Source organism: Ruminococcus sp. OM06-36AC (assembly GCF_003438725.1).
In the GTDB taxonomy this organism is placed as follows: Bacteria; Bacillota; Clostridia; order Oscillospirales; family Ruminococcaceae; genus Ruminococcus_C; species Ruminococcus_C callidus.
The window spans coordinates 86284-110932 of sequence record NZ_QSTT01000002.1; the positions used below are offsets into that span (position 1 = coordinate 86284).

Below are 24649 nucleotides of genomic sequence, written 5' to 3' on the forward strand. Positions count from 1 at the left end.
AGGAGGAAACATCAATGGCAAAGATTGCAGTATTGGATATGGCTGGCAAGCAGGTATCTGAGAGAGAACTTTCGGATGCAGTTTTCGCAGTGACTCCTAACGAGGCAGTGATGCATGCAATGGTCGTAAATTATCTGGCAAATCAGCGTCAGGGTACACAGTCCACTCTGACTCGTACTGAGGTTGCCGGCGGCGGCAGAAAGCCGTGGAGACAGAAGGGTACAGGTCACGCAAGACAGGGTTCCATCCGTGCTCCGCAGTGGACACACGGCGGCGTTGCACTGGGCCCGAAGCCCCGTGACTATCGTTACGCTCTGAACAAGAAGGCAAGAAGACTTGCTATGAAGTCTGCACTTTCCACAAAGGTTCTGGATCAGAACATGATCGTTCTGGACAGCCTGAAGGTGGAAGAATTCAAGACCAAGACCATCGTTGCAATGCTCAAGGCACTGAACGTAGAGGGCAAGGCTCTGCTGGTTACCGCTGAGGCTGACCAGAAGGTCGTTAAGAGTGCAGCAAATATCGCAGGCGTGAAGACAGCAGCTGTCAACACCCTGAATGTATATGACATCCTCAACTATGACAAGTTCATCGTTGCAGAGGATGCTGTCGCAAAAATCGAGGAGGTGTATGCAAAGTGAAAGCAGCACAGGATATTATTCTGACTCCGGTCATCACCGAACGCAGCGTCGATGACATGGCTGAGAGCAAGTACACTTTCAAGGTTGCAAAGGACGCCAACAAGGTTGAGATTGCAAAGGCAGCAGAAGAACTGTTTCAGGTACAGGTTCTGAAGGTAAACACCGTAAACTGCACCGGTCACACCAAGCGTATGGGCAGAAGCGTCGGCAAGCGTCCGGACTTCAAGAAGGCTGTCATCACCATCAATCCGGAGCCGACTCCGGACAAGGACGGCAAGAAGCGTAAGGGTACCATCGAATTCTTCGACGGTATGTTCTAAGTTACGGCAACGATCGTAACAAGTATGGGAGTAATGCTCCCGCAAATCTGGCATTTTATGAGGAGTGAAAAAGAATGGCCATTAAGACCTATAAACCGACGACCCCCTCTCGCAGAAATATGACTGTGACCGATTATTCGGGTCTGTCGAAGGTAAAGCCGGAGAAGAGCCTGCTCGAGCCGATGAAGAAGAACTCGGGCCGCAACAGCTACGGCAGAATCACCGTTCGCCACAGAGGCGGCGGAAACCGCAGAAAATATCGTGTCATCGATTTCAAACGCAGCAAGGACGGCATGAATGCAACTGTTCTGACTCTGGAATACGATCCGAACAGAAGTGCTTTCATCGCTCTGGTTCAGTATGAAGACGGCGAAAAGCGTTACATTCTGGCAGCTGACGGTCTGAAGGTAGGCGACACTGTTCGTTCCGGTTCTGATGCAGACATCAAGCCGGGCAACGCACTGAAGCTGGTTGACATTCCGGTAGGTACTTTCATTCATGCGATTGAACTGTATCCGGGCAAGGGTGCTCAGCTGGTCCGCAGTGCAGGCAACATGGCACAGCTGATGGGCAAGGAAGGTGCGTTCGCACTGGTTCGTCTGCCCTCCGGCGAAATGAGAAGAGTGCCGATCGAGTGCCGTGCTTCTATCGGTCAGGTTTCTAACGTTGACCACGAAAACGTACACTATGGTAAGGCTGGCCGCATGAGAAACAAGGGCTGGAGACCGACTGTCAGAGGTTCTGTTATGAACCCGAACGATCACCCGCACGGTGGTGGTGAAGGTAAATCTCCGATCGGTCGTCCGGGACCTGTTACTCCGTGGGGTAAGCCGGCTCTGGGTTATAAGACCCGTGCAAAGCACAAGGCATCCGATAAGTATATTGTAAAACGCCGCAACGGTAGATAAGGGAAAGGAGGAACACACTCATGAGCAGAAGTATCAAAAAGGGACCTTACGTCCAGGAAGTCCTCCTCAAGCGTGTACAGGCAATGAACGAAGCCGGCGAGAAGAAAGTGCTCAAGACATGGAGCCGTTCTTCTACCATTTTCCCGGATTTCGTAGGCCACACCATCGCTGTGCATGACGGCCGTAAGCACGTGCCGGTATATGTCACAGAAGACATGGTAGGACACAAACTGGGTGAATTCGCACCGACAAGAACCTTTAAAGGTCACGCTGGTTCCAAGACATCCAATAACGGAAAGTAAGCGGAAGGAGGAGATCACATGGAAGCAAGAGCATATCTGAGAAATGCCCGCATTTCACCTCGCAAGGTACAGATCGTTCTGGATCTGATTCGTAACAAGCCTGTGGATATCGCACTGGCAACTCTGGACCTCACTCCGAAGGCTGCCAGCCCGCTGCTGGAAAAGCTTTTGAAGTCCGCAATTGCAAATGCAGAAAATAATCACAGCATGAATAAGGATAATCTTTATGTTGCAGAGTGCTTCGTTACCGCAGGTCCGACCATGAAGCGGATCATGCCGAGAGCACAGGGCAGAGCCTATCGCATTTTGAAGAGAACTTCACATATTACGATTGTTCTGAAAGAAGAAGAGTAAAATCCAGTAGGAGGTTGAGTTATGGGCCAGAAGGTTAATCCGCACGGTCTCCGTGTCGGCGTCATTAAAGATTGGGATTCCCGCTGGTTTGCGAATAAGTCTGACTTCGGCGATACGCTGGTAGAAGATTACAACGTTCGTAAGTTCATCAAGAAGAACCTGTATGCAGCAGGTGTTCCGAAGATCGAGATCGAGCGTTTCGCAGATAAGGTTAGAATCCATATTCACTGTGCAAAGCCGGGCGTTGTTATCGGCCGCGGCGGTGCAGAGATCGAAAAGCTGCGTGCACAGCTGGAAAAAATGCTGAACAAGCAGGTTTATGTCAACATCGTAGAAGTAAAGCAGCCGGATATGGATGCACAGCTGGTAGCTGAAAAGATCGCACTGGATCTGGAGAATCGTATCTCCTTCCGCCGTGCTATGAAGCAGTCTATCGGCAGAACCATGCGTCTGGGTGCAAAGGGTATCAAGACAAAGGTTTCCGGCAGACTGGGCGGTGCAGAAATCGCTCGTTCCGAAAGCTATCACGAAGGTACCATTCCGCTGCAGACCATTCGTGCTGACATTGACTATGGTTTCGCAGAAGCCCACACCACTTACGGCCGTATCGGCGTAAAGGTTTGGATCTATAAGGGCGAAGTTCTCAAGGGTGACGCTGCTAAGGCTGCCGCTCAGAGAGAAAAGGTAGAGAGAAAGTCCCGGGACAACAACCGCGGAGGCAGAGATGACCGCCGCCGTCGTGACAACCGGAACGGTGACCGCAGAAATGGCGGCAATTTCCGCCGCGATGCTAGAAGAGAAGGAGGTAACCAGTAATGCTGCTTCCTAAGAGAGTAAAATACCGTCGCGTACACAGAGGACGTATGACGGGTAAGGCAACCAGAGGTAATTTTGTAAGCAATGGTGAGTTCGGTATCCAGGCACTGGAACCGGCATGGATCACCTCAAACCAGATCGAAGCAGCCCGTATCGCTATGACTCGTTATATCAAGCGTGGCGGTCAGGTTTGGATCAAGATCTTCCCGGATAAGCCCGTGACTAAGAAGCCGCTGGGTACTCGAATGGGTTCCGGTAAGGGTGCTCCGGAGTACTGGGTAGCTGTTGTTAAGCCGGGCAGAGTTCTGTTCGAAATTGCTGGCGTACCGGAAGAAACCGCACGCGAAGCAATGCGTCTGGCAATGCACAAGCTGCCGATCAAGTGTAAGTTTGTAAAGGCTGAAAAAGGAGGCGAGCAGTAATGAAAGCAACCGAGATCAAAAATATGCCGGTAGATGAGCTGAACGCAAAGCTGGACAGCCTGAAGGAAGAGCTCTTTGCACTTCGTTTCCAGCTCGCAGCAAATCAGCTTGAAAATACAGCTCGCATTAAGGCTGTTAAAAAGGACATTGCTCGTGTAAAGACAGCACTGCGTCTGTCTGCACAGCAGTAAGTAGGAGGGTTTTACTGTGGCTGAGAGAAATTTGAGAAAAACCAGAGTCGGCATGATTGTCAGCGATAAGATGGATAAGACCGTCGTTGTTGCAATCATCGACAATGTAAAACACCCGCTGTATAAGAAGATTGTCAAGAGAACCGTTCGCCTGAAGGCACACGACGAAAAGAACGAGTGCAGAGTCGGCGACCGCGTTGAAGTGATGGAGACCCGCCCGCTGTCCAAGGACAAGAGATGGCGTGTGATCGAGATCATCGAAAAGGCAAAGTAAGTCGAAAACATCTATAGAGTACAAACAGAACGGTTTCCGATAAGGTCGGAAGCGATTCTGAAAGGAGGAACTCGCTGTGATTCAGATGCAGTCTTATATGAAGGTTGCGGATAACACCGGTGCGAAAGAACTGATGTGCATCAGAGTTCTCGGCGGCACTCGCAGAAGATATGCCAATATCGGCGATGTCGTAGTCGCATCTGTTAAGAAAGCAACACCCGGCGGCGTGGTAAAGAAGGGCGATGTGGTTAAGGCCGTAATCGTTCGTTCTAAGAAGGGCCTTCGCAGAGAAGACGGAACCTATATCCGCTTCGATGAGAACGCTGCTGTAATTATTCGTGATGACAAAAACCCGAAGGGCACTCGTATCTTTGGGCCGGTAGCAAGAGAGCTCCGTGATAAGGATTATATGAAGATCCTGAGCCTCGCTCCGGAAGTACTGTAAGGCGGAGGTGTCAAGATGAGTAAGGTACACGTAAAAACAGGCGACACCGTTATCCTGCTGACTGGTAAGGACGAATATCTGTACAACGATAAGGACAACAAGTCCAAGGGCAGAAAGACCGGTAAGGTCGTAGCTGTCAGCCCGAAGGAAGGCAAAGTTATCGTTGAAGGCTTCAACGTCGTAACCAAGCACGTAAAGCCGACCCGCATGGGTCAGGTCGGCGGCATTGTGGAAACCGAAGGTGCACTGTACGCATCTAAGGTACAGCTGGTTTGCCCGAAGTGCGGTCAGCCGACCAGAGTTGGTCATGTGATCGAAGACGGCAAGAAGCTGCGTGTCTGCAAGAAGTGCGGCAAATCTTTTGAGTAAAGGAGAAACGATATGTCTACATTGAAAGATTACTACAATAGCACCGTTGCTCCTGCAATGATGAAGAAATTCAACTATGAAAATGTCATGCAGATCCCGAAGCTCGACAAGGTTGTTGTAAACGTAGCAGCCGGCGAAGCAAAGGAAAATGCAAAGGTGATCGATGCGATCATGACAGATCTGGCAGCAATCACCGGTCAGAAGCCGGTCGTTTGCCGTGCAAAGAAGTCTGTCGCAAACTTCAAACTGCGTGAGGGCATGCCGATCGGCGTAAAAGTAACCCTGCGTGGCGAAAAGATGTATGAGTTCGTATACAAGCTGTTTAATGTCAGCTTCCCCCGCGTACGTGACTTCCGCGGCATCAACGGCAACTCCTTCGACGGTAAGGGCAACTACTCTACCGGTATCAAGGAACAGCTGATCTTCCCGGAAATCGAGTACGATAAGATCGATAAGGTAAGAGGTATGGATATCAACTTCATCACAACGGCACAGACCGATGAGGAAGCAAAAGAACTGCTCTCTCTGCTCGGTGCACCGTTCGCGAAGTAATCAGGGAGGAAACAGTCATGGCAAAAAAAGCAATGAAATTAAAGCAGCAGAGAACTCCCAAGTTTTCCACTCGTGCTTACACCCGTTGTAAGATTTGCGGAAGACCCCATTCTTATCTGAGAAAGTACGGCATCTGCCGTGTTTGCTTCCGCGAGCTGGCTCATGAGGGCAAGATCCCGGGCGTAAAGAAGGCAAGCTGGTAAAAAGGAGTTCTACGAAAAGGAGGTCATTGGCATGCAGATTACAGATACAATAGCAGACATTCTGACAAGAATTCGTAATGCGAGTTCCGCACGGCACGCCACAGTTGACGTTCCCGCTTCCAATGTCAAGAAGGCAATTACCCAGATCCTGTTGGACGAAGGCTATATCAAGGGCTTTCAGGTAATTGAGGACGGCAAGCAGGGCGTGATCCGCATCACACTGAAGTATACAGACAATCGTTCTCCGGTCATCACCGGTCTGCGTCGGGTTTCTAAGCCGGGTCTGCGTATCTATTCCAGTTGTGAAGATATGCCGAAGGTACGCAAGGGATTGGGTATTGCAATCGTTTCTACCTCTAAGGGCATTATGACAGACAAGAAGGCTCGTGAGCTGAACGTCGGCGGCGAAGTTTTAGCATTCGTTTGGTAAGGAGGACACAGGATTATGTCAAGAATAGGAAAAAAACCGATCAGTGTTCCTTCCGGCGTTGAAGTAAAGTGCGACGAAAATCTGGTTACCGTAAAGGGTGCAAAGGGCACACTGTCCAGACAGTTCTCCAAGGAACTGAGCATCGCAGTAGAAAACGGCGAAGTGATCGTAACTCGTCCGACTGATGACAAGGAACACCGTTCCCTGCACGGTCTGGCCAGAACACTGATTGCAAATATGATCGAAGGCGTAACCAACGGTTACTCCAAGACCCTCATCATCGAGGGTGTCGGCTATCGTGCCGCAAAGAAGGGCAAGGACGTTGTCATGAATCTGGGTTATTCTCACCAGGTCATCGTATCTGAGAATGACGACATCAAGCTGGACGTTCCGCAGCCGAATACCATTGTCGTAAGTGGTATCGACAAGCAGAAGGTTGGCCAGTTTGCCGCAGAAGTACGTGAAAAGCGTCCGCCGGAGCCTTATAAGGGCAAGGGTATCCACTATGTCGACGAGCGTATCATCCGCAAGGAAGGTAAAGCCGGCAAGGGCAAGAAGTAAGCAGAAAGGAGTAAACCGCTATGATTAAAAAGATGGATAGCAAGAAAGCCAGAGCAAAAAGACACGCAAGAGTTCGGTCGAAGATCTCCGGTACTCCTGAGCGTCCCCGTCTGAGCGTTTACCGTTCTACAAAGCACATCTATGCACAGCTGATCGATGATGTCAATGGTGTAACACTGGCTTCCGCATCCAGCATGGATAAGGCATTTGAAGGCGAAGGCGGCAATGTCGATGGTGCTCGCAAGGTTGGCGAAATGATCGCAAAGCGTGCAGCAGAAAAGAACATCACGGATGTTGTATTCGACAGAGGCGGCTATCTGTACCACGGCAGAGTCAAGGAACTCGCTGAGGGTGCAAGAGAAAACGGACTGAAGTTCTAAAACAGGGGAGGTATTACTTTGGCTAAAATTGATCCGCAGGGACTGGAACTGGCTGAAAAGGTCGTTTCCATTAACCGAGTATCCAAGACCGTAAAGGGCGGCCGTATCATGAAGTTTGCTGCACTGGTTGTAGTAGGCGACGGAAACGGTATCGTGGGCTTCGGTCTCGGCAAGTCCGGCGAAGTACCGGACGCAATCCGCAAGGGCATCGAAGATGCCAAGAAGAATCTCATTCAGATCCCGCTGAAGGGTACCAGCATTCCGCACGAAATCGTCGGAAAGTTCGGTGCAGGCGAAGTTCTGATGAAGCCGGCTGCTCCCGGTACCGGTGTGATCGCCGGCGGTCCGGTTCGTGCAGTCATCGAAGTTGCAGGTATCAAGGACATTCGTACAAAGTCCCTGCGTTCCAACAACCCGTGCAACGTGGTACGTGCAACCATCAACGGTCTGGCTTCTTGCACAACAGCAGCAGAAGTTGCTGAAAAGAGAGGCAAGTCTGTGAAAGAAATCTACAAATAAGGAGGGTGCGAAATGGCAAAGAATATCAAGCTCGTAAAAAGCCTGATCGGTCGCAAGAAGGATCAGATTGCTACAGCAAATTCGCTGGGTCTGAAGAAGGTCGGCGATGTCAGCGTACAGCCTGAAAATGAGGCAACCCTCGGCAAGATTCAGAAAATTTCTCACCTCGTAGAGGTAACAGAAGCATAAGTTAATATCTAAGGAGGTGCACATAGCATGAAGCTTCACGAATTGTCCCCGGCTCCGGGCTCCACAAAAGAAGTAAAGCGTATCGGCCGTGGTCATGGTTCCGGTAACGGTAAGACCGCAGGTAAGGGCCATAAGGGTCAGAACGCCCGCAGCGGCGGCGGTGTACGCATCGGTTTTGAAGGCGGTCAGATGCCGCTGACCAGACGTATCCCGAAAAGAGGTTTCAATAACATCTTTGCAAAGGAATACGCGATCGTAAACGTTTCCGATCTGAACAAGTTCACAGAGGGTACTGTCGTTGATGCAGAGCTGCTGAAGGCAGCTGGTCTGATCAAGAAGACCTGCGACGGCGTTAAGGTACTCGGTGACGGTGAGCTGACAACCAAGCTGACTGTAAAGGCTGCAAAGTTTACAAAGAGTGCAGTCGAAAAAATCGAAAAGGCTGGCGGAAAAGCAGAGGTGATGTAACGTGTTCAAGACGTTGAGAGATGCTTGGAGTATTGCGGAGATCCGCAAAAAGCTCCTGTACACATTACTGATGCTCCTGATCTTCCGTCTTGGCAGTGCCGTAGTTGTTCCGTTTCTGGATACCTCTACGGTAAGCACCTGGATGGCTTCTAACGCGACCGGCGGTAACTTCCTCGAATATCTGGATATTATCACTGGTGGTGCGTTGTCGCAGGCAACCGTATTTTCTCTGTCTATCACACCATACATCAACGCTTCCATCATCATGCAGCTGCTGACATATGCACTGCCTCCGCTGGAGCGTATGCGTGATGAGGGTGAAGAAGGACAGAAAAAGCTCAACAAAATCACCGCTGCCGTTTCTTTGGCACTGTCCATATTTATGTCCTTTGCATATTATCTGACTCTGAAGAATCAGATGAATGCAGTTGTGGACGGCGGTTCCAAGGCAGCCAACGTCTTTATCGCATTTGTCATCATCCTTTCCTTTATCGCAGGTACTTCCATCGTCGTATGGATGGGCAACCAGATCAACGATAAGGGTATTGGAAACGGTATCTCCATGCTCCTGTTCGCCGGCATTCTCGCAAGATTTCCGGTTATGGCAGGTACACTGGGAGAACTCACCAAGAACGAACCCCAGCGTTACTTCTTCGAATCTCTGGGCATTCTGATCCTGTTTATCGCAATGATCGCTTTCATTGTCTTCATGAACGCTTCCGAACGCCGGATTCCGATCCAGTACGCAAAACGTGTTGTCGGCAGAAAGCAGTACGGCGGTCAGTCTACACACATTCCGGTCAAGGTCTGCATGAGCGGCGTTATGCCGATCATCTTCGCCATGTCCTTTATGTCCCTGCCCAGCACGATCAGCCTGTTCAAGCCGGTATACGATGATCCCACCGGCTTCTGGCAGAAGTTCTATAACGGATTTATCAACTTCTTTAATACAAGAACTTGGACCTACGCTCTGATCTACTTCATTCTGATCATTGCATTCAACTACTTCTATGTGTCCATGCAGTATAATCCGATCGAAATCGCCAACAACCTCCGTCAGAGCAACGGCGGCATTCCGGGCATTCGTCCGGGTAAGCCGACTTCCGACTATATCCAGCGTGTTCTCTCCAAGATCACTCTGGTGGGTGCATTCTTCCTCGGTATCATCGCGATCTTCCCGATCGCACTGAACTGGATGGACCCGAACCTCAGTTCTCTGGCAATGGGTGGTACCACCATCCTGATCGTTGTCAGCGTAGCACTTGAAACCGTCCGCACGCTGGAGTCTGAAATGATGATGCGTCATCATAAGGGCTTCCTCGAATAAATAAGGAGGCATATTCCATGAATCTGATTCTCTTAGGTGCACCGGGTGCCGGCAAGGGTACTCAGGCCGAAGTGATCTCACAGGCACTGTCGATCCCGCAGATTTCCACCGGCAATATGCTGCGTGAGGCAGTCCGCACCGGCACCGAATACGGTGTCAAGGCAAAGGCTGCAATGGACAGCGGTGCTCTGGTTTCCGACGATATTGTCATCGGGATCCTGAAGGAACGCATTGCACAGGATGACTGCAAGAATGGCTTCATTCTGGACGGTTTTCCCCGCAGCGTGCCGCAGGCCGAGGCACTGGACGAAATGGGCGTGAAGATCGACAAGGTTCTGGAGATCTTCGTTCCCGACGAAACCATTCAGCAGCGTGTTTCCGGCAGACGTGTCTGCGAGGAATGCGGTGCAACATATCACATTCAGTTCAAGCCGTCAAAGGTCGAGGGTGTCTGCGACAAGTGCGGTGCCAAGACCATCATCCGCAAGGATGACCAGCCCGAAACCGTGCTGGATCGTCTGGCAGTGTACCACAAGACCACTGAACCGCTGAAGGCGTATTACGAAAAGCAGGGCAAGCTGGAAACCGTGATCGGACAGGAAGAAGTTGCGGATACCACGGCTCTGGTATTGAAGGCTGTGGGCGTAAAATGAGTGTGACCATTAAATCCAAATCTGATATACAGAAATTGCGGGAAGCAGGCAGAATCGCTGCAAATGCTCTGGTACATGCCGGCAAGGTAATTCACCCCGGTATGACAACAAAGCAGCTGGACAAATCCATTCACGATTTCATCGTGGGCTGCGGTGCGGTTCCTACCTTTTTGGGATACGGCGGTTTTCCGGCAAGTGCCTGCATTTCGATCAACGACGAGATCATTCACGGTATCCCCAGTCACAAACGCGTGATCCGCGAGGGCGACATCGTCAGCGTGGACGTGGGTGCAACTTTTAACGGATTCGTCGGCGACACGGCATACACATTCGCCGTGGGCGACATTTCGGAAGAAGCGGCAGACCTGCTGCGTGTGACAGAAGCCAGCCTTTACGCTGCGATCGATGCGGCAAAGGTCGGGGCACGCCTCGGCGATGTGTCCCATACCGTGGAAGAATATTGCGGTTCCCGTGGGTACGGTATTGTACGGGAATACTGCGGACACGGAATCGGCCGTGAGATGCACGAGGATCCGGAGGTGCCGAATTACGGCAAGCCCGGCCACGGCATGCGGCTGATGCCCGGCATGACGTTCTGCATTGAACCGATGATTAACGGAAAAGGCGATGCCGTCCGTGTGCTCGGTGACGGCTGGACCGTCGTGACCCGCAGCGGCTCTCTTGCGGCACATTTCGAACATGAAATCGCAGTGACGCAGGACGGACCGGTGATTCTCACCCGACCGTAACGGAGGTTTCCGAATGGAACTGACAAAGGGTCTGGTGGTCCGTGCACTCGCCGGACGGGATATGGGGAATTTTTTCGTGGTGCTGTCGGTGGACGGCGGATATGCCCTCATCGCAGACGGCAAACGGCGGAAGCTCGCTTCTCCGAAACGAAAAAATCTCCGTCATCTCCAGCGGACGGATCAGTTCGTGGAACTGGACGGTGTCACGGATAAAAAGCTCAGAAATGTGTTGAAACAATATCAGGCGTGCGACTAACGCGTCCACGCCCCGAAGATACCCATTGGGGAGGTTATCAATTTGTCAAAGCAGGATGTCATTGAGGTAGAAGGCGTCGTTCTCGAATCATTGCCCAATGCAATGTTTAAGGTGGAGCTGCAAAACAAGCACACCATTCTGGCACACGTTTCCGGTAAGCTGCGGATGAACTACATTCGTATCGTGCCGGGCGATAAGGTGACTGTCGAGATGTCGCCCTATGATCTGACCAAGGGCAGAATCACTTGGAGAGCCAAGTAATTGTGCAGATAACGCACAGGGAAACCGTGTTCCGGTAACCGGAATGCTGTTTTCTATCGTAAAGTATGCAGACGGCATATCGGCCGGCTGCACAGTTGTTCCGAGAAGGAGGACAGTTGCAATGAAAGTAAGACCTTCCGTAAAGCCGATTTGCGAAAAATGCAAGGTGATTAAGCGTAAAGGCAAAGTAATGGTAATCTGCGAAAATCCGAAGCATAAGCAGCGTCAGGGCTAAGCTCGGGATTTTTTAACATGGAGGTGCAGGAAGAATGGCAAGAATAGCAGGTGTAGACCTTCCGAAGAATAAGCGGATCGAGATCGGTCTGACTTATATCTACGGAATCGGCCGCAGCACAGCAGATGAGATTCTGGCAGGTACCGGTGTCAATCCGGATGTCCGCGTCAAGGATCTGTCCGAAGAAGACGTTGCAAAGCTGCGTGACTATATCGACAAGCACATCACAGTAGAAGGCGACCTTCGCCGTGAAGTTGCTCTGAATATCAAAAGACTCGTTGAAATCGGTTGCTACCGTGGCGTGCGTCACCGCAAGGGCCTGCCGGTAAGAGGGCAGCGTACCAAGACAAACGCAAGAACCCGCAAGGGTCCGGTAAAGACCATCGCAAACAAGAAGAAGTAAGGGAGGGTGTTTCGTTTTGGCACAGCAGAAAGGCAAAAAGGTTGTTGTTCGCCGCCGCAGAGAGCGTAAGAACATTGAAAACGGTGCTGTACACATTCAGTCCACATTCAACAACACCATCGTAACCATCACCGACACACAGGGCAACGCCATTTCTTGGGCAAGCTCTGGCGGACTGGGCTTCCGCGGCTCCAGAAAGTCTACTCCGTTCGCTGCACAGACAGCTGCTGAAACCGCAGCAAAGGCAGCAATGGAACACGGTCTGAAGTCTGTAGAAGTATACGTAAAGGGTCCGGGATCCGGCCGTGAAGCTGCGATCCGTGCACTGCAGACCGTTGGTCTGGAAGTGAAGATGATCAAGGACGTTACTCCGATTCCCCACAACGGATGCCGTCCGCCGAAAAGACGTCGTGTCTAATCACACTTACAGGAGGTGTAATATATCATGGCAGTAAGCAGAGAACCGATTCTCAAGAGATGCCGCTATCTGGGTATCAGCCCGATGGTTATGGGTATCTCCAAGCAGTCTAACCGTAATCCGGGTGCCGGAAACCGCAGAAAGGTTTCTGAATACGGAATGCAGCTGAAGGAAAAGCAGAAGCTGAAGTTCATCTACGGTGTAGGCGAAAAGCAGTTCTTCCACCTGTTCGAAATCGCAAGCAAGATGGAAGGCAAGGCTGGTGACAACCTGATCGCTTGTCTGGAATCCCGTCTGGACAGCGTTGTATTCCGCATGGGTCTCGCTTTGACCCGCAGAGAAGCAAGACAGCTGGTAACACACGGCCACTTTACCGTAAACGGCCAGCATGTGAATATTCCGTCTTATCGTGTCAAGGAAGGCGACGTAGTCGCTCTGGCAGAAGGCAGCCGTGACAGTGCAAAGTTCAAGGACGTTGCAGAACAGACCGCAGACCGTACCGTACCGGTATGGCTGGAACCGGATAAGGAAAACTTTTCCGCAAAGGTCGTTCGTATGGCAAAGCCGGAAGATCTGGACTATGAGGTTGCAGCACACCTGATCGTCGAGTTGTACTCCAAGTAATCATTTGCAATTTACGGAACATAGAGAAGGATCACTCCCGGGGCGTATGCCTCAGGAGTGGTCTGATGCAAGGTCCTGCCGTACCAAGGAGCATCTGCGGCCGTGGTATGTCAGGAACAACCACAGACAAAGCTACCAAGCATAGGAGGGTGTTTTTATGCTGGAGAAGATTGAAAAGCCGGAACTCGACACAGTGGATCTGCGAAGCGACGGAAAATACGGTAAGTTTGTATTGGCACCGCTGGAACGTGGCTATGGTATCACCCTTGGCAACAGTCTGCGGCGTGTGCTGCTCTCCTCATTGCCCGGTGTGGCTGTGAATTCCGTGAAGATCGATGGCGTACACCATGAATTGAGTACGATTCCCGGTGTAAAAGAGGATGTGACGGAAATCATTCTCAGCCTGAAGGGACTCACCGCAAAGCTCTACGGCGACGGACCGAAAACGGTCTATATCGAAGCAGAGGGCGAGTGCGAAGTTACCGCCGGCGACATCAAAACCGACTCTGAAGTGAATATCCTCGACCCGGGTATGCATATCGCAACTCTGGGTAAGGGTGCAAAGCTGTATATGGAAATCGTCATTGATAAGGGCAGAGGCTACGTTTCTGCAGAGCGTAACAAGCAGATGATGAATACGCCTATCGACGTGATCGCAGTAGACAGCATCTATACCCCTGTTCTGAAAGTCAACTATCAGGTAGAAGACACCCGTCTGGGTCAGGTCACAGACTATGACAAGCTCACTATGGAAGTGTGGACAGACGGCACCATCTCTGCCAAGGAAGCAATCTCTCAGGCAGCCAATCTCCTCAATGAGCACCTCCGGCTGTTCATCGATCTCTCTGATGAAGCCAGCATTGCAGAAGTGCTCGTAGAAAAGGACGATAAGGGTAAGGAAAAGATCCTGGAAATGACTATCGAAGAACTGGATCTTTCCGTGCGGTCATTCAACTGCTTAAAGCGTGCCGGAATCAATACCGTGGACGATTTGATCAACAAGTCGGAGGAAGAAATGCTGAAGGTCCGTAACCTCGGTAAGAAGTCCTTCGATGAGGTGCGGGAAAAGCTCCAGTCCCTGGGCTTTGATCTCGCTAGTGAGGAAGACTAAGCGTCTGGTTTCGATCAGACGTTCAACAAGACCGAGCCTTGCAGAATCCTGTCCCCGCCGCGGGACGGCTCTGCAGCTAGAAAAAGGAGTGAATAACAATGCCGGGTACCAGAAAACTGGGCAGACCGACCGATCACAGAAAGGCGATGCTGCGTGGAATGGTAACATTCCTGCTGGAAAATGGTCAGATCGAAACAACTGTCACTCGTGCCAAGGAAGTACGTGCAGTTGCTGAAAAGATGATCACTATCGCAAAGTCGGATGATCTGCATTCAAAGCGTCAGGTTATGGCTTATGTAACCAAGGAGAGCGTTGCAAAGAAGCTCTTTGACGAAATCGCACCGAAGTATGCTGACCGCAAGGGCGGCTACACCCAGATCGTGAAGATTGGACCTCGCCGCGGCGACGCAGCAGAGATGGCAATCATCAAGCTGGTATAAGTTGTGTAATAGCCGGCACCGCCGTGTGCCGTAACAGACAGGCGAAGCATCGTACAGGTGCTTCGCCTGTTTTGTTGTGCGGGTCTGTCCAGATGCAGGGACATGGCACGGAAATCAATTTTCAAAAATATGTTGATTCAAATTGTGCCAAATTATGAAGTTTGACAAGTGAGGCTCCCCTGAAAGGGCACCCGCAGGGCGTGCCTTGTGCTGAGCTGGCAGTGCGTAGCACTGACTGAGGGGTTTCCACTTATGCCGAAAACACTATAAAAACATTTTACGAAAAAACCTCTCCACCGCCTAACGGCGGTCCCCCTCTCCTTTCAGGAGAGGCTATTAAGCAGTGTCCGCATTCCCCAAAGTGGAAAACTTCTCCCACAGCTTTGTGGAAAAGACAAGCCGCGTCAATCCGGCACAGTTTTCAACATTGTGAAAAACCATTTCGGATGACGGCGGAGGTGTTTTCCACAAAAAATCCACCAAAGAGGAAAACTTGTGGAAAACGTTTTTTCGCAAAAAATTCCCGTTTCCGGCGGTCTGCCGGTGCTGATTCCAAAAAACCGCCGGTTTTTGTCGAAAACGCACTGCGTTTCTTGTGGAATACTCTAAAAATGAAGTCTATATTTTGTACAATTCTACTAAAAAATGCGTATCTCTCTTTACATTTTGCGAGTTTTAGAGTATAATTTGAATGAAGGTTTCTGCCTGCCCTGCAGTGCAGGAACATATAAGCAGAAAAGCCGCCAGGATGCGGGAACACCGCCTTGATTTTCCGGTGTCCCCTTGCCCGTATCCGGCAGGTTCTGCCAGCCTGAAACGTGCCATTTTTGTGCGAAACTGCCGGACGCATGGCAAAATGCGAGCCGGCTGGTCTGGCGTATTGGGATATTATACAATTATAGGTTTCCTGATTCGTCGAGTTTACACAAAAACTTTGCGTATCTATTGACTTTTCTGTTGGGATATTCTATAATAAGAATAATTGGAACAGCATGAATCAGAGAAGCGATTCCTGCGGAGATTTCGACCAAGATTTTTTCGACTGCATGCCGCCGGCTTGGAACACCGGCAGGGCGTGCGGACAATCAGAGGAGGATAACACATGAAAGCAAAACACACACTTGCTGGTGCTCTGGCACTTGCAATGCTTGCTTCTACTGCTGTTTCGTTTCAGGTTTCGGCTGCTGACACAGCGGTGACCCTGAAGGGTGCAAAGGTAGAGGCAGAGGCTGGCGGAGAATTTTCTGTAGACGTTTCTCTGGAAGACATTCCGTCTACGAAGGTAAACGTCATGGACTTCGCAGTGACCTATGATCAGACTGTTCTGAACGTAGACAGCGTGAAGATCGGCAAGTCCGCTGATGTTGATGTTTCCGGCGACAGTACTGCCAGCGATGCTCCGGTATTTGCCACCAACATCAAGAACGGCGAGATCACTGTCAGCTGGACGACCGCACTGGACTCCAATTCTTGGATCTCTGAGGACGGTGTGATCCTGACCATTACCGGTACTGTAAAGGACGGCGTGGCAGACGGCACCGTAACTCCGATCGACTTCGCACCGGTTACCCGTGAAACTTATGACGGCTCCGGCAAGAACAATTCCAGCATGGTGATCGGCTATGTATACGGCGGCGATTCCGCTACCTATACGATCAACGCAGAAGCTGGCTCCGTGACCATCGGCAGCAAGCAGACCACCACTGTGACCACTACTGAAGGCGGCAAGGATACCACCGCTACAGAAGCGACTACTACCGCTACTGAGAGCAAAACAGATGTCACAAAGGCAACTACCACGATCTCCGGCAACATTGTTACCGGTACGGTAGCACCGGGCAGCGTGCTGTACGGTGATGTCAACTGTGATGCCCGCGTGGACATTACCGATGCCGTTATGCTGAACAAGGCAGCAGCCGGCGTGGTTACTCTGAACGACACACAGCGGAAGAACGCAGACTGCAACGGTGATGAAGAAGTTGGCTCGCAGGACGCAACCACACTGCTGATGTTCCTCGTAAACATCATTAAGACTCTGCCGTATTCAGAATAATCTGTTTCACGGCAACCACAAATTTTTCGTATATTTAGGAGAAGTGTTCCGAGGGGGAATGCGGCTCCTGATATAGGCAATATTTCATTTACGTATTTGTCGGCAATACCGGCAAGGAAAGGAAAGGAAAACATGAAGAAACGAACAAAGAAGGTTCTGTCCTTCGGCGTTGCAGCTCTGATGGCAGTTTCTGCACTGCCGTTCAGTGCACTGTCGGTTTCGGCTTCGATTCCCACAAAACAGACCGAAAATGGCGGCACACCGTACAATTTCCTCCTCGAGGAGCAGGGAAGCGGCGTACAGACCATCAGCATCTCTAAGGACGAGATCGCTGCTGGCGATGTTACCAAGACTCTGGACGTTTTCATCGATTCTGAAGAATGGCCTGATGACAACTACCTGAGCTCTGTAAAGCTGAACTGGGTTGCAACCAAGGACGCTACCTTCGCAGACGGCGGTGCAATTGCAAACGGTATCTACTATCAGAACGTTTTCAACGCATCTAAAAAGGTCAACCAGCATGATGTCACTATGCCGAATGGTCTGGGCACAATCGTAGGCACTCCGTATAGCGGTGCATTCTGCATGTCCCCGATGTTCGAAGAGGATGAAGACCTGCACACCTGGAGCTACAACGACGCTCAGAGTAACGGCGTAATCAGAGAAATTGCTTGTGACAAGATCTTTGGTGCCAATCTGATCGCCAACGGCGACAACAAGGTCAAGTTCGAATACGACTACTATGCAAATGCAGACGATTATCTGGCAGACAAGGATGCAGATAAGGCTACTCACAAGTCCCATAAGGTACAGGAATGCGATGTCAAGCAGAAGGAAGACGGTACACCGTACATCGAATATTCCTACATCAATCCGGGCGGGGAAGTTGCTGCAAACTATGTTGAAAAGACTGTTACAGTAGATCTGCCGTGCTATTCCACCACTCGTTTCGTAAAGGACGATAAGGGAAATGACTGCGTTCCGGACATCAACAACTACTATTCCTGGGGCTTCATTGCTGCTTCTCCGGATGACCGTACATACTTTGTTGGTGGAAAGTCTACTGACCTGCGTTTCACTTCCTTCGATGTTGTTGTTCCGAAGGATACCGCAGAAGGCACCTATTATGTACAGATCTGCAGCCGCAATGCAAACAAGGATCTGATCCCGATGCCGTCCGCTGCTGATTTCGACAGCGTAAAGGCAGATCAGGAAAACTATCGTGCAACAGTAGGCCCGCTGGAAGATATGTCCACTGCAATTCAGGGTAAGAAGGATGCATCTACTTACGCTCTGCCGCAGGATCCTTCCAAGGCAATCGTAAAGATCGTAGTTGGCGACGGTACTGTAACAGATACCACCACCACTGCCGCAGAAACTACAACCACTGAAAACAGCACTACTGCTGCAACAACCGCTGCAACTACTGTTACCACCGATGACAAGAGCGATGAATTCGCTTGGAAGATCGGCGAAGTAGCTTGCGAACCGGGCGACAAGAAGGTTAAGCTGGAAGTAACACAGACAAATGGTATCAGCACCACTGGTATCGTTGGTTCTATGATCGTTCCGGAAGCAACCCGCAAGATCCTGTCTGTTCCGAGCTCTTACAAGAAGATCTCCAACTGCTTCAAGATCGGCGATGCATATCCGGCACTGAGCCAGACCATGATGAATACACAGGAATACAGCGAAACTGGCCGTCTGGTATTCTCCATGAGCTCCAACGGCAGCATGGGCGTTGTTTCTGGTAACACTCTGGCTGCGTTCACTATGGACGTTGCTGATAAGGACACCGTTACAGCAGCAGCTAAGGAAGCTGGTCTGGAACTGAAGAGCGACAAGAACGGTAAGTACTATCTGTTCCCGGTAACCTGGATGGAAGACGGCGTAGACATCGGCTACAGCGATGACGGTAAGGGCAACCTGACACCGGTTGAAGTTAAGCGTTTTGACTATCGTGACACCGAAGATAACGATGTTCATACACAGGTGAAGTACATCGACGGCGGCTTCAAGGTTTATGTTGACAAGAGCACTGATCCGGTTGAAAAGACCATCAAGTGGGAAATCGACAAGGTTAACTGCAAGCCGAGCGATTCTAAGGTAAAGCTGAACGTAACACAGACCAACGGTATCGACACTCCGGGTGTTGTTGGTTCTCTGCTCGTTCCGGAAGTAACTCGTCAGATCCTGTCTATCCCGAGTTCTTACAAGAAGATCTCCAACTGCTTCAAGGTTGGTAATGTATATCCGGCACTGAGCCAGACTATGCTGAATACACAGGAATACAGCGAAACTGGTCGTCTGGTATTCTCCATGAGCTCCAACGGCAGCATGGGCGTTGTTTCCGGCGAAACACTGGCAACATTCACCATGGACATTGCTGATCTGGCAACTGTAAAGTCTGTTGCAGAAGCAAACAATCTGGAACTGAAGTCTGATGAAAACGGTTCTTACTACGAGTTCCCGGTAAACTGGATGGAAGACGGCGTAGACATCGGCTACAGCGATGATGGTAAGGGCAACCTGACACCGGTTGAGGTTAAGCGTTTTGACTATCGTGATACTGAAAACAACGATATCCACACCAGCGTAGATTACGTAGCAGGTGCATACAAGGTATACGTTGATGCAGAAACCACTACAACTGACGCAACTACCACTACCGAAGAAACCACAACCACTACTACTACCACAACTACAGAAGCTACCACCGCAGCTACCACCGCTGCAACCACAGCTGCTACAACTGCTGCAACTACAGCTGCTACAACTGCTGCAACCACTACAGAAGCTAGCATCGTTGCAACCACAGCTGCTACAACTGCTGCAACCACAGCTGCAACCACTACCACAACAGAAGAGCCTGTAACCCAGAAGATGGTTTGGGCTCTGGATAAGCTGACAGTAACTCCGGGTCAGGGCTCCACTGATGGTGACAACCTGAGCTATGCAATTACTGTTCAGAACGCTCTGAAGACCGGTGCCCTGCAGGGTACAATTGATCTGCCGGAAGCAACCAAGAAGCTGCTCCAGTGGCCGTATGGTACAACCGACATGCAGGTCAAGGTATTCAACCGTTACTACAAGGATCTGAGAAATACGGTATATGCAACAATGCCGACATTCCAGATCGACCTGATGAACTTCTGGAAGGAAGAAGCAAACACCAAGATCCACTTCGGTCTGATGTGTGATGCAAACACTGATTTCGTAGAACCGGCTTCTGCAAACGGCACACTGTACAGCATGCCGATCGCAATTCCGGACGAAGCAACCGTACAGGCACTGGCTACTGAGTATGGCATCAAATATGATGAAACACTGGGCGGCTATGTATTCCCTGTAAACTGGGCTGAACTGGGCACCGACATCTCTTACTCCAAGGATGGCAACGGCAACGTTGTTCCGGTTTCTATCGATCGTTTCGCTCTGACAAACAGCAGCAACGTGAAGTATGACTTCGCTGAAACTGTTGACCTGCAGGATGGTTACATCTGTGTAAAGGTTCCGAAGGCAACTACTACCACTACTACAGAAGCAACCACTACAACAACTACTGAGGTTACTACCGCAGCAACTACTGCAGCTACAACCGCAGCAGTAGCTACAACCGAACCAACTACTGCAGCTACAACCGCAGCAACTACTGCAGCTACAACCGCAGCAACCACTGCAGCTACAACCGCAGCAACCACTGCAGCGACTACCGCAGCAACTACTGCAGCTACAACCGCAGCAACCACTGCAACTACAACCGCAGCAACAACTGCAGCTACAACCGCAGCTACAACCGCAGCAACCACTGCAGCTACAACTGCAGCTACTACTGCAACAACAACTGCTGAAGCTGAGCTGAAGATCGAAGCAAATCCGGACGCAAACTTCTACCTGTCTGTTGACGGTCGTGCGTTCAAGGCTGCTGATCTCGTGAAGTCTGCAACTGTAAACGGCGAAAGCGTTATGGACGATCTGACCTTTGGTGCAGAAAGCCCGAAGGCACTGTTCGACAAGGAAGGCAAGGCATATGTAGATACCGAACTCGATATCCTGTATAAGGGCGAGAAGGTTGCTACTGCAAAGGTTTACATCGGTATTAAGGGCGACACCGACCTGTCCGGTAAGGTAGAGGCTACCGATATGTACTACAGCAGCTACTACATTGCAAGACAGGGTGCTGGTACCAAGAGTGCAAAGCTGCTGGATGGCACCGATTATGCAAAGGATGCAAATCTGGAGAAGCTGTCTTACTTCCTGACCGATATCGATACTGAAAGCAAGGCAGGAGAGAATTCTGCAAGCGGCAAGATCGAGGCTACTGACCTGTACTATCAGGCATACTACATTGCTCTGATGGGTGCTGGTCACAAGAGCACTACTTGGGACAATCCGGTTTGCCCGGATCTGAAGAACCTGAAGGGCTCTATGTGGGCTGAATAATCAGATTCCCTGATTTCGAACGCGTAAGCGTTTCTGACAACAAGGCTATGACAGCATAAGAAAAACCCGATGCGGGAGCGATCCCGTGTCGGGTTTTTTGTATTAGTATGATTTGCCTTGACAAACTGAAATGGCGTGTGCTATACTGATTTGTAATTGCATAAATTATTGTAAAAAGCCATGCCTCAGGCGTAAAAAGGAGAACTGTTTTATGGGAATTGTAGAACTGCTGCTGACAGCGATCGGACTGTCAATGGACGCATTTGCAGTGTCGGTCTGTAAGGGGCTGGGCATGCGGAAGATGCGGTACGATCAGGCGTTGGTCATCGGGTTGTATTTCGGCGTGTTTCAGGCACTGATGCCGCTGTTGGGCTGGCTGCTGGGTACATCATTTTCCCGTTATATTCAGGCGTTTGACCACTGGATCGCATTTGTGCTGCTGGTATTCATCGGCGGAAAAATGCTCTGGGACGTGTTCCACGAAAAGGAAGAATCGGCTGCTGAAAAAAGTGATGCCAGGCTGGATCACAAGGAACTGTTCATGCTGGCAATTGCCACCTCTATCGATGCTCTGGCGGTGGGGATCGCGTTTGCCTGTCTGGACGTGCAGATCTGGAGTTCCGTTTCCATCATTGGCTGTGTCACGCTGGTGCTGTCGTTCTGCGGTGTCTGGATCGGCAATCGCTTTGGCAACCGCTTTGAGAAAAAGGCGGAGATCGCCGGCGGCGTGGTGCTGATTCTGATTGGCGTGAAGATTCTGCTGGATCATCTGATTCAGCATCAATGAGGGTGATCTCATTCCGAGTATGGACAAATTATAGAGAATTCCAGAATTTCCCGAATTCTTCTCAGAAACGTGTTTATATTTTTGTACGAATTTGTTACAATATATACATGAATATGTGGGAAACGGGGGCATCTGATGAAACAAAGAAGTGCAAAATCCAAGAAAAAAATCTACAATCAGATTTTTGGGATTGCAGTGAGCCTGCTTTTGTCGGTGGCGGTGATTTCGTCTGCTGTTTTTCTGCATGAAAGCCATTATTTCAACTCCAGCGAGAGCCATGTGCTGGAAGTGCTCCGCGGAATGGACGGCAAGAGCGAGGTGCGGTCGTGGGACGATGACCGGAATCTGAAACGGCGGGAAACGTTGCTGCAAAAAGGCTGTGCCGACAATCCGGACATGATCGGCTGGCTGGTGCTGCCGCAGACGATGATCGATTATCCGCTCATGGGCGGCACAGACAGCGATAGATACACCGACCACAACTATGAAGGCGGCTACGACTTGTACGGCACCCCGTTTCTGGACAGCCGGAATGCGGTGGATTTCAGCGACTTTTTTTCGCTGGTGTTCGGACATAATATGAACAATAGTGCCATGTTCGGGAGTCTGGACGATTTTTTGCAGGAGTCGGCATTTGCGGACTTGTCAGACGGTGTACTGCTGCTGCCTGATGAACGGTATCGTCTGGAGGTGACTGCCAGCATTGCAGCAACCCGCCCTGCACAGGAACTGATAGACCAGATCATGACGGCAGATGCCGCAGAGCAGCCGCAGCTGCTGGAGCAACTGCTGGAAATGGCGGCGGTGAAAAAGGACGATGTTACAGTGTCCGAAGAAGACCACTGGGTCATGCTGTCCACGCTGGACTATGCCGATGAAAAGAACGACAACGGCACACCGTCTATGCTGTTGCTGAAGCTGGAAACCAGTACGACATAAAACACACGGGCAGGGAAACCTGCCCTGTTTTTGTGGAATTGCAGGGGAGAATTTTCTCCCATTTTGCACGATTGACTTTTTCGCAGAAGTGTGCTATAATATCGTTAATCTGATTGGATAGAAGGTCACGCGGGGACATGCCCGCGTCATTGGAAACGCACATTCTCCGGAATGATTCACGAACAACACTCTATGCCATTTCGCCTGTCTGCACGTGTACGCAGACCGGAACGGTTGGGTGCAGGTGCGGGAATTGATTCTAGGAGGATTTTTTATGCCCAAAAACAAAGTACAAGAAGTAATTTTTACCATTCTCATGGTGTTTGTCATGGTCTACGCGATGATCTGCTATAACATCGCCATGGAAACCGGCGGCATGACCAACATGGTATTTCTCCACGCTTTTCGGGAACTGCCGATCATGGGACCGATCGCCTTTCTGCTGGATTTCTTTCTGGTAGGCGGTCTGGCAAAAAAGGCGGCGTTTCGCATCGTCGATCCCGAAAAGGACAACCCTTTTCATCTGGTGCTGGCGATTTCCGCCGTGTCGGTGCTGCTGATGTGTCCGCTGATGAGCTTGGCGGCAACGCTGCTGTTCAAGCATGCCGGCGTGCAGGTGATTGCAGTCTGGTTTGAAACCACTGCGAAAAATTTTCCCATGGCACTGCTGTGGCAGTTGTTTTTCGCCGGTCCGCTGGTGCGGTTCGTGTTCCGGCACCTGATAGCATTGGTGCAGCCGCGTGAAAAGGCGGCAGTCACGGAAAAGGTCTGATATACGCAAGATCCCCGCTTCACTGTGCCGCGGTTCTGGCAGAGTGGAACGGGGATTGTTTTAATATTCTATAGGTATACCTGAAACGGCAGGCGGCTCGATATTCTTGAGTAAGTCTGCTGTTGCCATTTTTGATGCGATGTGAAACATTTTGTTTGACATTTTGTGCGGCATTGCCTATAATCCAAAAATAGTAAGAAGCATCACCACAAAAAGAAAAAGAAATAACCGCCCCTAGCGTCCAAATCTGTGGCGGTTATTTCTTTTTAACCTAAGCAGTGGGAGCAGACCGTCTACTGGTGTGCTCTCTTTGTCATTAGTATACACGATTTCCGCCGAAATGTCAAGGGCAATACCGCACAAAGATTGTGCGACAGATGCGTCGTCAAATTTTTCGTCAGATGAAACAAAAAGCGGAGTGAATACTTGATGTATTCACGAGCATTTTTGTGAAATATGAGAGTCTGTTTCGTATCTGACGTATGCAGATTGCGTCGTCAGATTTTTTGAGAGATGAAGGGAAAAACGGAGAAAATCCTTTGTGGATTTTCGAGTATTTTCCCGAAATATCTCGGAAAATATGCACGCAAGATGCGTGCGGGAAGATACGAAACAGGCTCTGAAGGAAAATTTGCAAGCAGATGGCGTGCAAAGTCGCCAGACGCTCTTTGTGCGGTATTGCCCAAGAGCTTTCTGATGAATTCCGTGGCACTATCAAAAAATCTGTGTAAAATTGTAAAAAAGTACTTGTATTTTGCTTGTTCCTATGCTATAATAAAAGTACTAACCGGACGTGTGGGTATACCTGACGTTTCGGTAATCTTACTATTTTAC

Annotated in this window: 36 protein-coding genes; 35 read left to right on the forward strand and 1 reads right to left on the reverse strand. The window is 50.3% G+C overall.

Translation table 11 applies throughout. From position 1 onward, the window contains the following. Positions 1 to 14: 14 nt before the first annotated feature. The 30 genes from rplD to rplQ all read left to right on the forward strand — a co-directional run bounded on the left by rplD (position 15) and on the right by rplQ (position 14821). Entirely contained in the window at positions 15 to 641 is a 627-nt protein-coding gene (gene rplD / locus DXB92_RS02320) for a 50S ribosomal protein L4 (RefSeq protein WP_021681265.1), read from the forward strand. Continuing rightward, complete coding sequence (rplW, locus tag DXB92_RS02325; RefSeq protein ID WP_021681264.1) at positions 638 to 961, forward strand: 50S ribosomal protein L23; 324 nt, start codon at positions 638 to 640, stop codon at positions 959 to 961. The genes rplD and rplW overlap by 4 nt, the downstream gene beginning before the upstream one ends. 74 nt (positions 962 to 1035) lie before the next feature. Further along, positions 1036 to 1869 (forward strand): 50S ribosomal protein L2, encoded by an 834-nt coding sequence (gene rplB / locus DXB92_RS02330; RefSeq protein ID WP_117732198.1) that lies wholly within the window; start codon positions 1036 to 1038, stop codon positions 1867 to 1869. A gap of 20 nt (positions 1870 to 1889) precedes the next feature. Beyond that, positions 1890 to 2171 carry a 30S ribosomal protein S19 gene (gene rpsS, locus DXB92_RS02335; protein ID WP_021681262.1) on the forward strand — a complete coding sequence of 94 codons (282 nt, stop codon included), beginning with the start codon at positions 1890 to 1892 and terminating at the stop codon, positions 2169 to 2171. Between the two features lie 18 nt (positions 2172 to 2189). After that, the gene (rplV, locus tag DXB92_RS02340) at positions 2190 to 2525 is read left to right on the forward strand and encodes a 50S ribosomal protein L22 (protein WP_117732200.1); all 336 of its coding nucleotides are present in this window, start codon (positions 2190 to 2192) and stop codon (positions 2523 to 2525) included. A 21-nt stretch (positions 2526 to 2546) separates the two neighbouring features. Then, on the forward strand, positions 2547 to 3341 hold the full coding sequence (gene rpsC / locus DXB92_RS02345; protein WP_021681260.1) for a 30S ribosomal protein S3: 795 nt from the start codon (positions 2547 to 2549) through the stop codon (positions 3339 to 3341). Further along, positions 3341 to 3763, forward strand: a complete 423-nt coding sequence (gene rplP / locus DXB92_RS02350) for a 50S ribosomal protein L16 (protein ID WP_021681259.1) — start codon at positions 3341 to 3343, stop codon at positions 3761 to 3763. The genes rpsC and rplP overlap by 1 nt, the downstream gene beginning before the upstream one ends. Then, positions 3763 to 3954, forward strand: a complete 192-nt coding sequence (gene rpmC / locus DXB92_RS02355) for a 50S ribosomal protein L29 (RefSeq protein WP_021681258.1) — start codon at positions 3763 to 3765, stop codon at positions 3952 to 3954. The genes rplP and rpmC overlap by 1 nt, the downstream gene beginning before the upstream one ends. 16 nt (positions 3955 to 3970) lie before the next feature. Next, positions 3971 to 4228: a 30S ribosomal protein S17 gene (rpsQ, locus tag DXB92_RS02360; protein ID WP_117732202.1), complete on the forward strand. Its 258-nt coding sequence runs from the start codon at positions 3971 to 3973 to the stop codon at positions 4226 to 4228. Positions 4229 to 4304: 76 nt separating this feature from the next. After that, positions 4305 to 4673, forward strand: coding sequence for a 50S ribosomal protein L14 (gene rplN / locus DXB92_RS02365; RefSeq protein WP_040646895.1), 369 nt, complete (start codon positions 4305 to 4307; stop codon positions 4671 to 4673). Positions 4674 to 4688: 15 nt separating this feature from the next. Beyond that, positions 4689 to 5042 (forward strand): 50S ribosomal protein L24, encoded by a 354-nt coding sequence (rplX, locus tag DXB92_RS02370; protein WP_021681255.1) that lies wholly within the window; start codon positions 4689 to 4691, stop codon positions 5040 to 5042. A 12-nt stretch (positions 5043 to 5054) separates the two neighbouring features. Further along, a complete protein-coding gene (rplE, locus tag DXB92_RS02375; RefSeq protein WP_021681254.1) occupies positions 5055 to 5594 on the forward strand; it encodes a 50S ribosomal protein L5 in 540 nt (179 codons plus the stop codon). A gap of 17 nt (positions 5595 to 5611) precedes the next feature. Then, a complete protein-coding gene (locus tag DXB92_RS02380; RefSeq protein WP_021681253.1) occupies positions 5612 to 5797 on the forward strand; it encodes a type Z 30S ribosomal protein S14 in 186 nt (61 codons plus the stop codon). 31 nt (positions 5798 to 5828) lie between these two features. Beyond that, entirely contained in the window at positions 5829 to 6227 is a 399-nt protein-coding gene (rpsH, locus tag DXB92_RS02385) for a 30S ribosomal protein S8 (protein ID WP_021681252.1), read from the forward strand. 15 nt (positions 6228 to 6242) lie between these two features. After that, positions 6243 to 6788 (forward strand): 50S ribosomal protein L6, encoded by a 546-nt coding sequence (gene rplF / locus DXB92_RS02390; RefSeq protein WP_117732204.1) that lies wholly within the window; start codon positions 6243 to 6245, stop codon positions 6786 to 6788. Between the two features lie 20 nt (positions 6789 to 6808). After that, a complete protein-coding gene (gene rplR, locus DXB92_RS02395; protein ID WP_021681250.1) occupies positions 6809 to 7168 on the forward strand; it encodes a 50S ribosomal protein L18 in 360 nt (119 codons plus the stop codon). Between the two features lie 18 nt (positions 7169 to 7186). Further along, entirely contained in the window at positions 7187 to 7687 is a 501-nt protein-coding gene (gene rpsE / locus DXB92_RS02400; RefSeq protein ID WP_021681249.1) for a 30S ribosomal protein S5, read from the forward strand. Between the two features lie 12 nt (positions 7688 to 7699). Continuing rightward, a complete protein-coding gene (gene rpmD / locus DXB92_RS02405) occupies positions 7700 to 7876 on the forward strand; it encodes a 50S ribosomal protein L30 (RefSeq protein WP_021681248.1) in 177 nt (58 codons plus the stop codon). Between the two features lie 27 nt (positions 7877 to 7903). Further along, positions 7904 to 8344 carry a 50S ribosomal protein L15 gene (gene rplO / locus DXB92_RS02410; RefSeq protein ID WP_021681247.1) on the forward strand — a complete coding sequence of 147 codons (441 nt, stop codon included), beginning with the start codon at positions 7904 to 7906 and terminating at the stop codon, positions 8342 to 8344. 1 nt (position 8345) lies between these two features. Further along, positions 8346 to 9671, forward strand: a complete 1326-nt coding sequence (gene secY, locus DXB92_RS02415) for a preprotein translocase subunit SecY (protein WP_117732206.1) — start codon at positions 8346 to 8348, stop codon at positions 9669 to 9671. Between the two features lie 17 nt (positions 9672 to 9688). Then, on the forward strand, positions 9689 to 10324 hold the full coding sequence (locus DXB92_RS02420) for an adenylate kinase (protein WP_117732208.1): 636 nt from the start codon (positions 9689 to 9691) through the stop codon (positions 10322 to 10324). After that, positions 10321 to 11073, forward strand: coding sequence for a type I methionyl aminopeptidase (gene map / locus DXB92_RS02425; protein WP_117732209.1), 753 nt, complete (start codon positions 10321 to 10323; stop codon positions 11071 to 11073). Before DXB92_RS02420 ends, map begins: the two co-directional genes overlap by 4 nt. 13 nt (positions 11074 to 11086) lie before the next feature. After that, positions 11087 to 11329, forward strand: a complete 243-nt coding sequence (locus tag DXB92_RS02430) for a KOW domain-containing RNA-binding protein (protein WP_021681243.1) — start codon at positions 11087 to 11089, stop codon at positions 11327 to 11329. A 42-nt stretch (positions 11330 to 11371) separates the two neighbouring features. Then, complete coding sequence (gene infA, locus DXB92_RS02435) at positions 11372 to 11590, forward strand: translation initiation factor IF-1 (protein WP_021681242.1); 219 nt, start codon at positions 11372 to 11374, stop codon at positions 11588 to 11590. A gap of 121 nt (positions 11591 to 11711) precedes the next feature. After that, a complete protein-coding gene (rpmJ, locus tag DXB92_RS02440) occupies positions 11712 to 11825 on the forward strand; it encodes a 50S ribosomal protein L36 (protein WP_000868342.1) in 114 nt (37 codons plus the stop codon). Between the two features lie 34 nt (positions 11826 to 11859). Further along, positions 11860 to 12228, forward strand: coding sequence for a 30S ribosomal protein S13 (rpsM, locus tag DXB92_RS02445; RefSeq protein WP_021681241.1), 369 nt, complete (start codon positions 11860 to 11862; stop codon positions 12226 to 12228). A gap of 16 nt (positions 12229 to 12244) precedes the next feature. Further along, positions 12245 to 12646 carry a 30S ribosomal protein S11 gene (gene rpsK / locus DXB92_RS02450; RefSeq protein ID WP_021681240.1) on the forward strand — a complete coding sequence of 134 codons (402 nt, stop codon included), beginning with the start codon at positions 12245 to 12247 and terminating at the stop codon, positions 12644 to 12646. A gap of 27 nt (positions 12647 to 12673) precedes the next feature. After that, positions 12674 to 13270: a 30S ribosomal protein S4 gene (gene rpsD, locus DXB92_RS02455; RefSeq protein WP_021681239.1), complete on the forward strand. Its 597-nt coding sequence runs from the start codon at positions 12674 to 12676 to the stop codon at positions 13268 to 13270. Between the two features lie 157 nt (positions 13271 to 13427). After that, on the forward strand, positions 13428 to 14381 hold the full coding sequence (locus DXB92_RS02460) for a DNA-directed RNA polymerase subunit alpha (RefSeq protein WP_021681238.1): 954 nt from the start codon (positions 13428 to 13430) through the stop codon (positions 14379 to 14381). Between the two features lie 98 nt (positions 14382 to 14479). Then, complete coding sequence (gene rplQ / locus DXB92_RS02465; RefSeq protein ID WP_021681237.1) at positions 14480 to 14821, forward strand: 50S ribosomal protein L17; 342 nt, start codon at positions 14480 to 14482, stop codon at positions 14819 to 14821. 421 nt (positions 14822 to 15242) lie between these two features. On the opposite strand, the gene DXB92_RS13315 is transcribed toward rplQ, so the two are convergent. Next, positions 15243 to 15671 (reverse strand): hypothetical protein, encoded by a 429-nt coding sequence (locus tag DXB92_RS13315; protein ID WP_147330007.1) that lies wholly within the window; start codon positions 15669 to 15671, stop codon positions 15243 to 15245. 252 nt (positions 15672 to 15923) lie between these two features. Between DXB92_RS13315 and DXB92_RS02475 the strand changes: the two genes are divergently transcribed. The 5 genes from DXB92_RS02475 (at position 15924) to DXB92_RS02495 (ending at position 23815) form a co-directional block, all read left to right on the forward strand. Continuing rightward, positions 15924 to 16874 (forward strand): cohesin domain-containing protein, encoded by a 951-nt coding sequence (locus tag DXB92_RS02475; RefSeq protein WP_117732213.1) that lies wholly within the window; start codon positions 15924 to 15926, stop codon positions 16872 to 16874. 132 nt (positions 16875 to 17006) lie between these two features. Continuing rightward, entirely contained in the window at positions 17007 to 21317 is a 4311-nt protein-coding gene (locus tag DXB92_RS02480) for a hypothetical protein (protein ID WP_117732216.1), read from the forward strand. A 211-nt stretch (positions 21318 to 21528) separates the two neighbouring features. After that, positions 21529 to 22104: a manganese efflux pump MntP family protein gene (locus DXB92_RS02485; protein WP_117732218.1), complete on the forward strand. Its 576-nt coding sequence runs from the start codon at positions 21529 to 21531 to the stop codon at positions 22102 to 22104. A gap of 135 nt (positions 22105 to 22239) precedes the next feature. Continuing rightward, entirely contained in the window at positions 22240 to 23043 is an 804-nt protein-coding gene (locus tag DXB92_RS02490; RefSeq protein ID WP_117732220.1) for a class B sortase, read from the forward strand. Positions 23044 to 23317: 274 nt separating this feature from the next. After that, positions 23318 to 23815 carry a DUF2798 domain-containing protein gene (locus DXB92_RS02495; RefSeq protein ID WP_117732221.1) on the forward strand — a complete coding sequence of 166 codons (498 nt, stop codon included), beginning with the start codon at positions 23318 to 23320 and terminating at the stop codon, positions 23813 to 23815. Positions 23816 to 24649 lie beyond the last annotated feature (834 nt).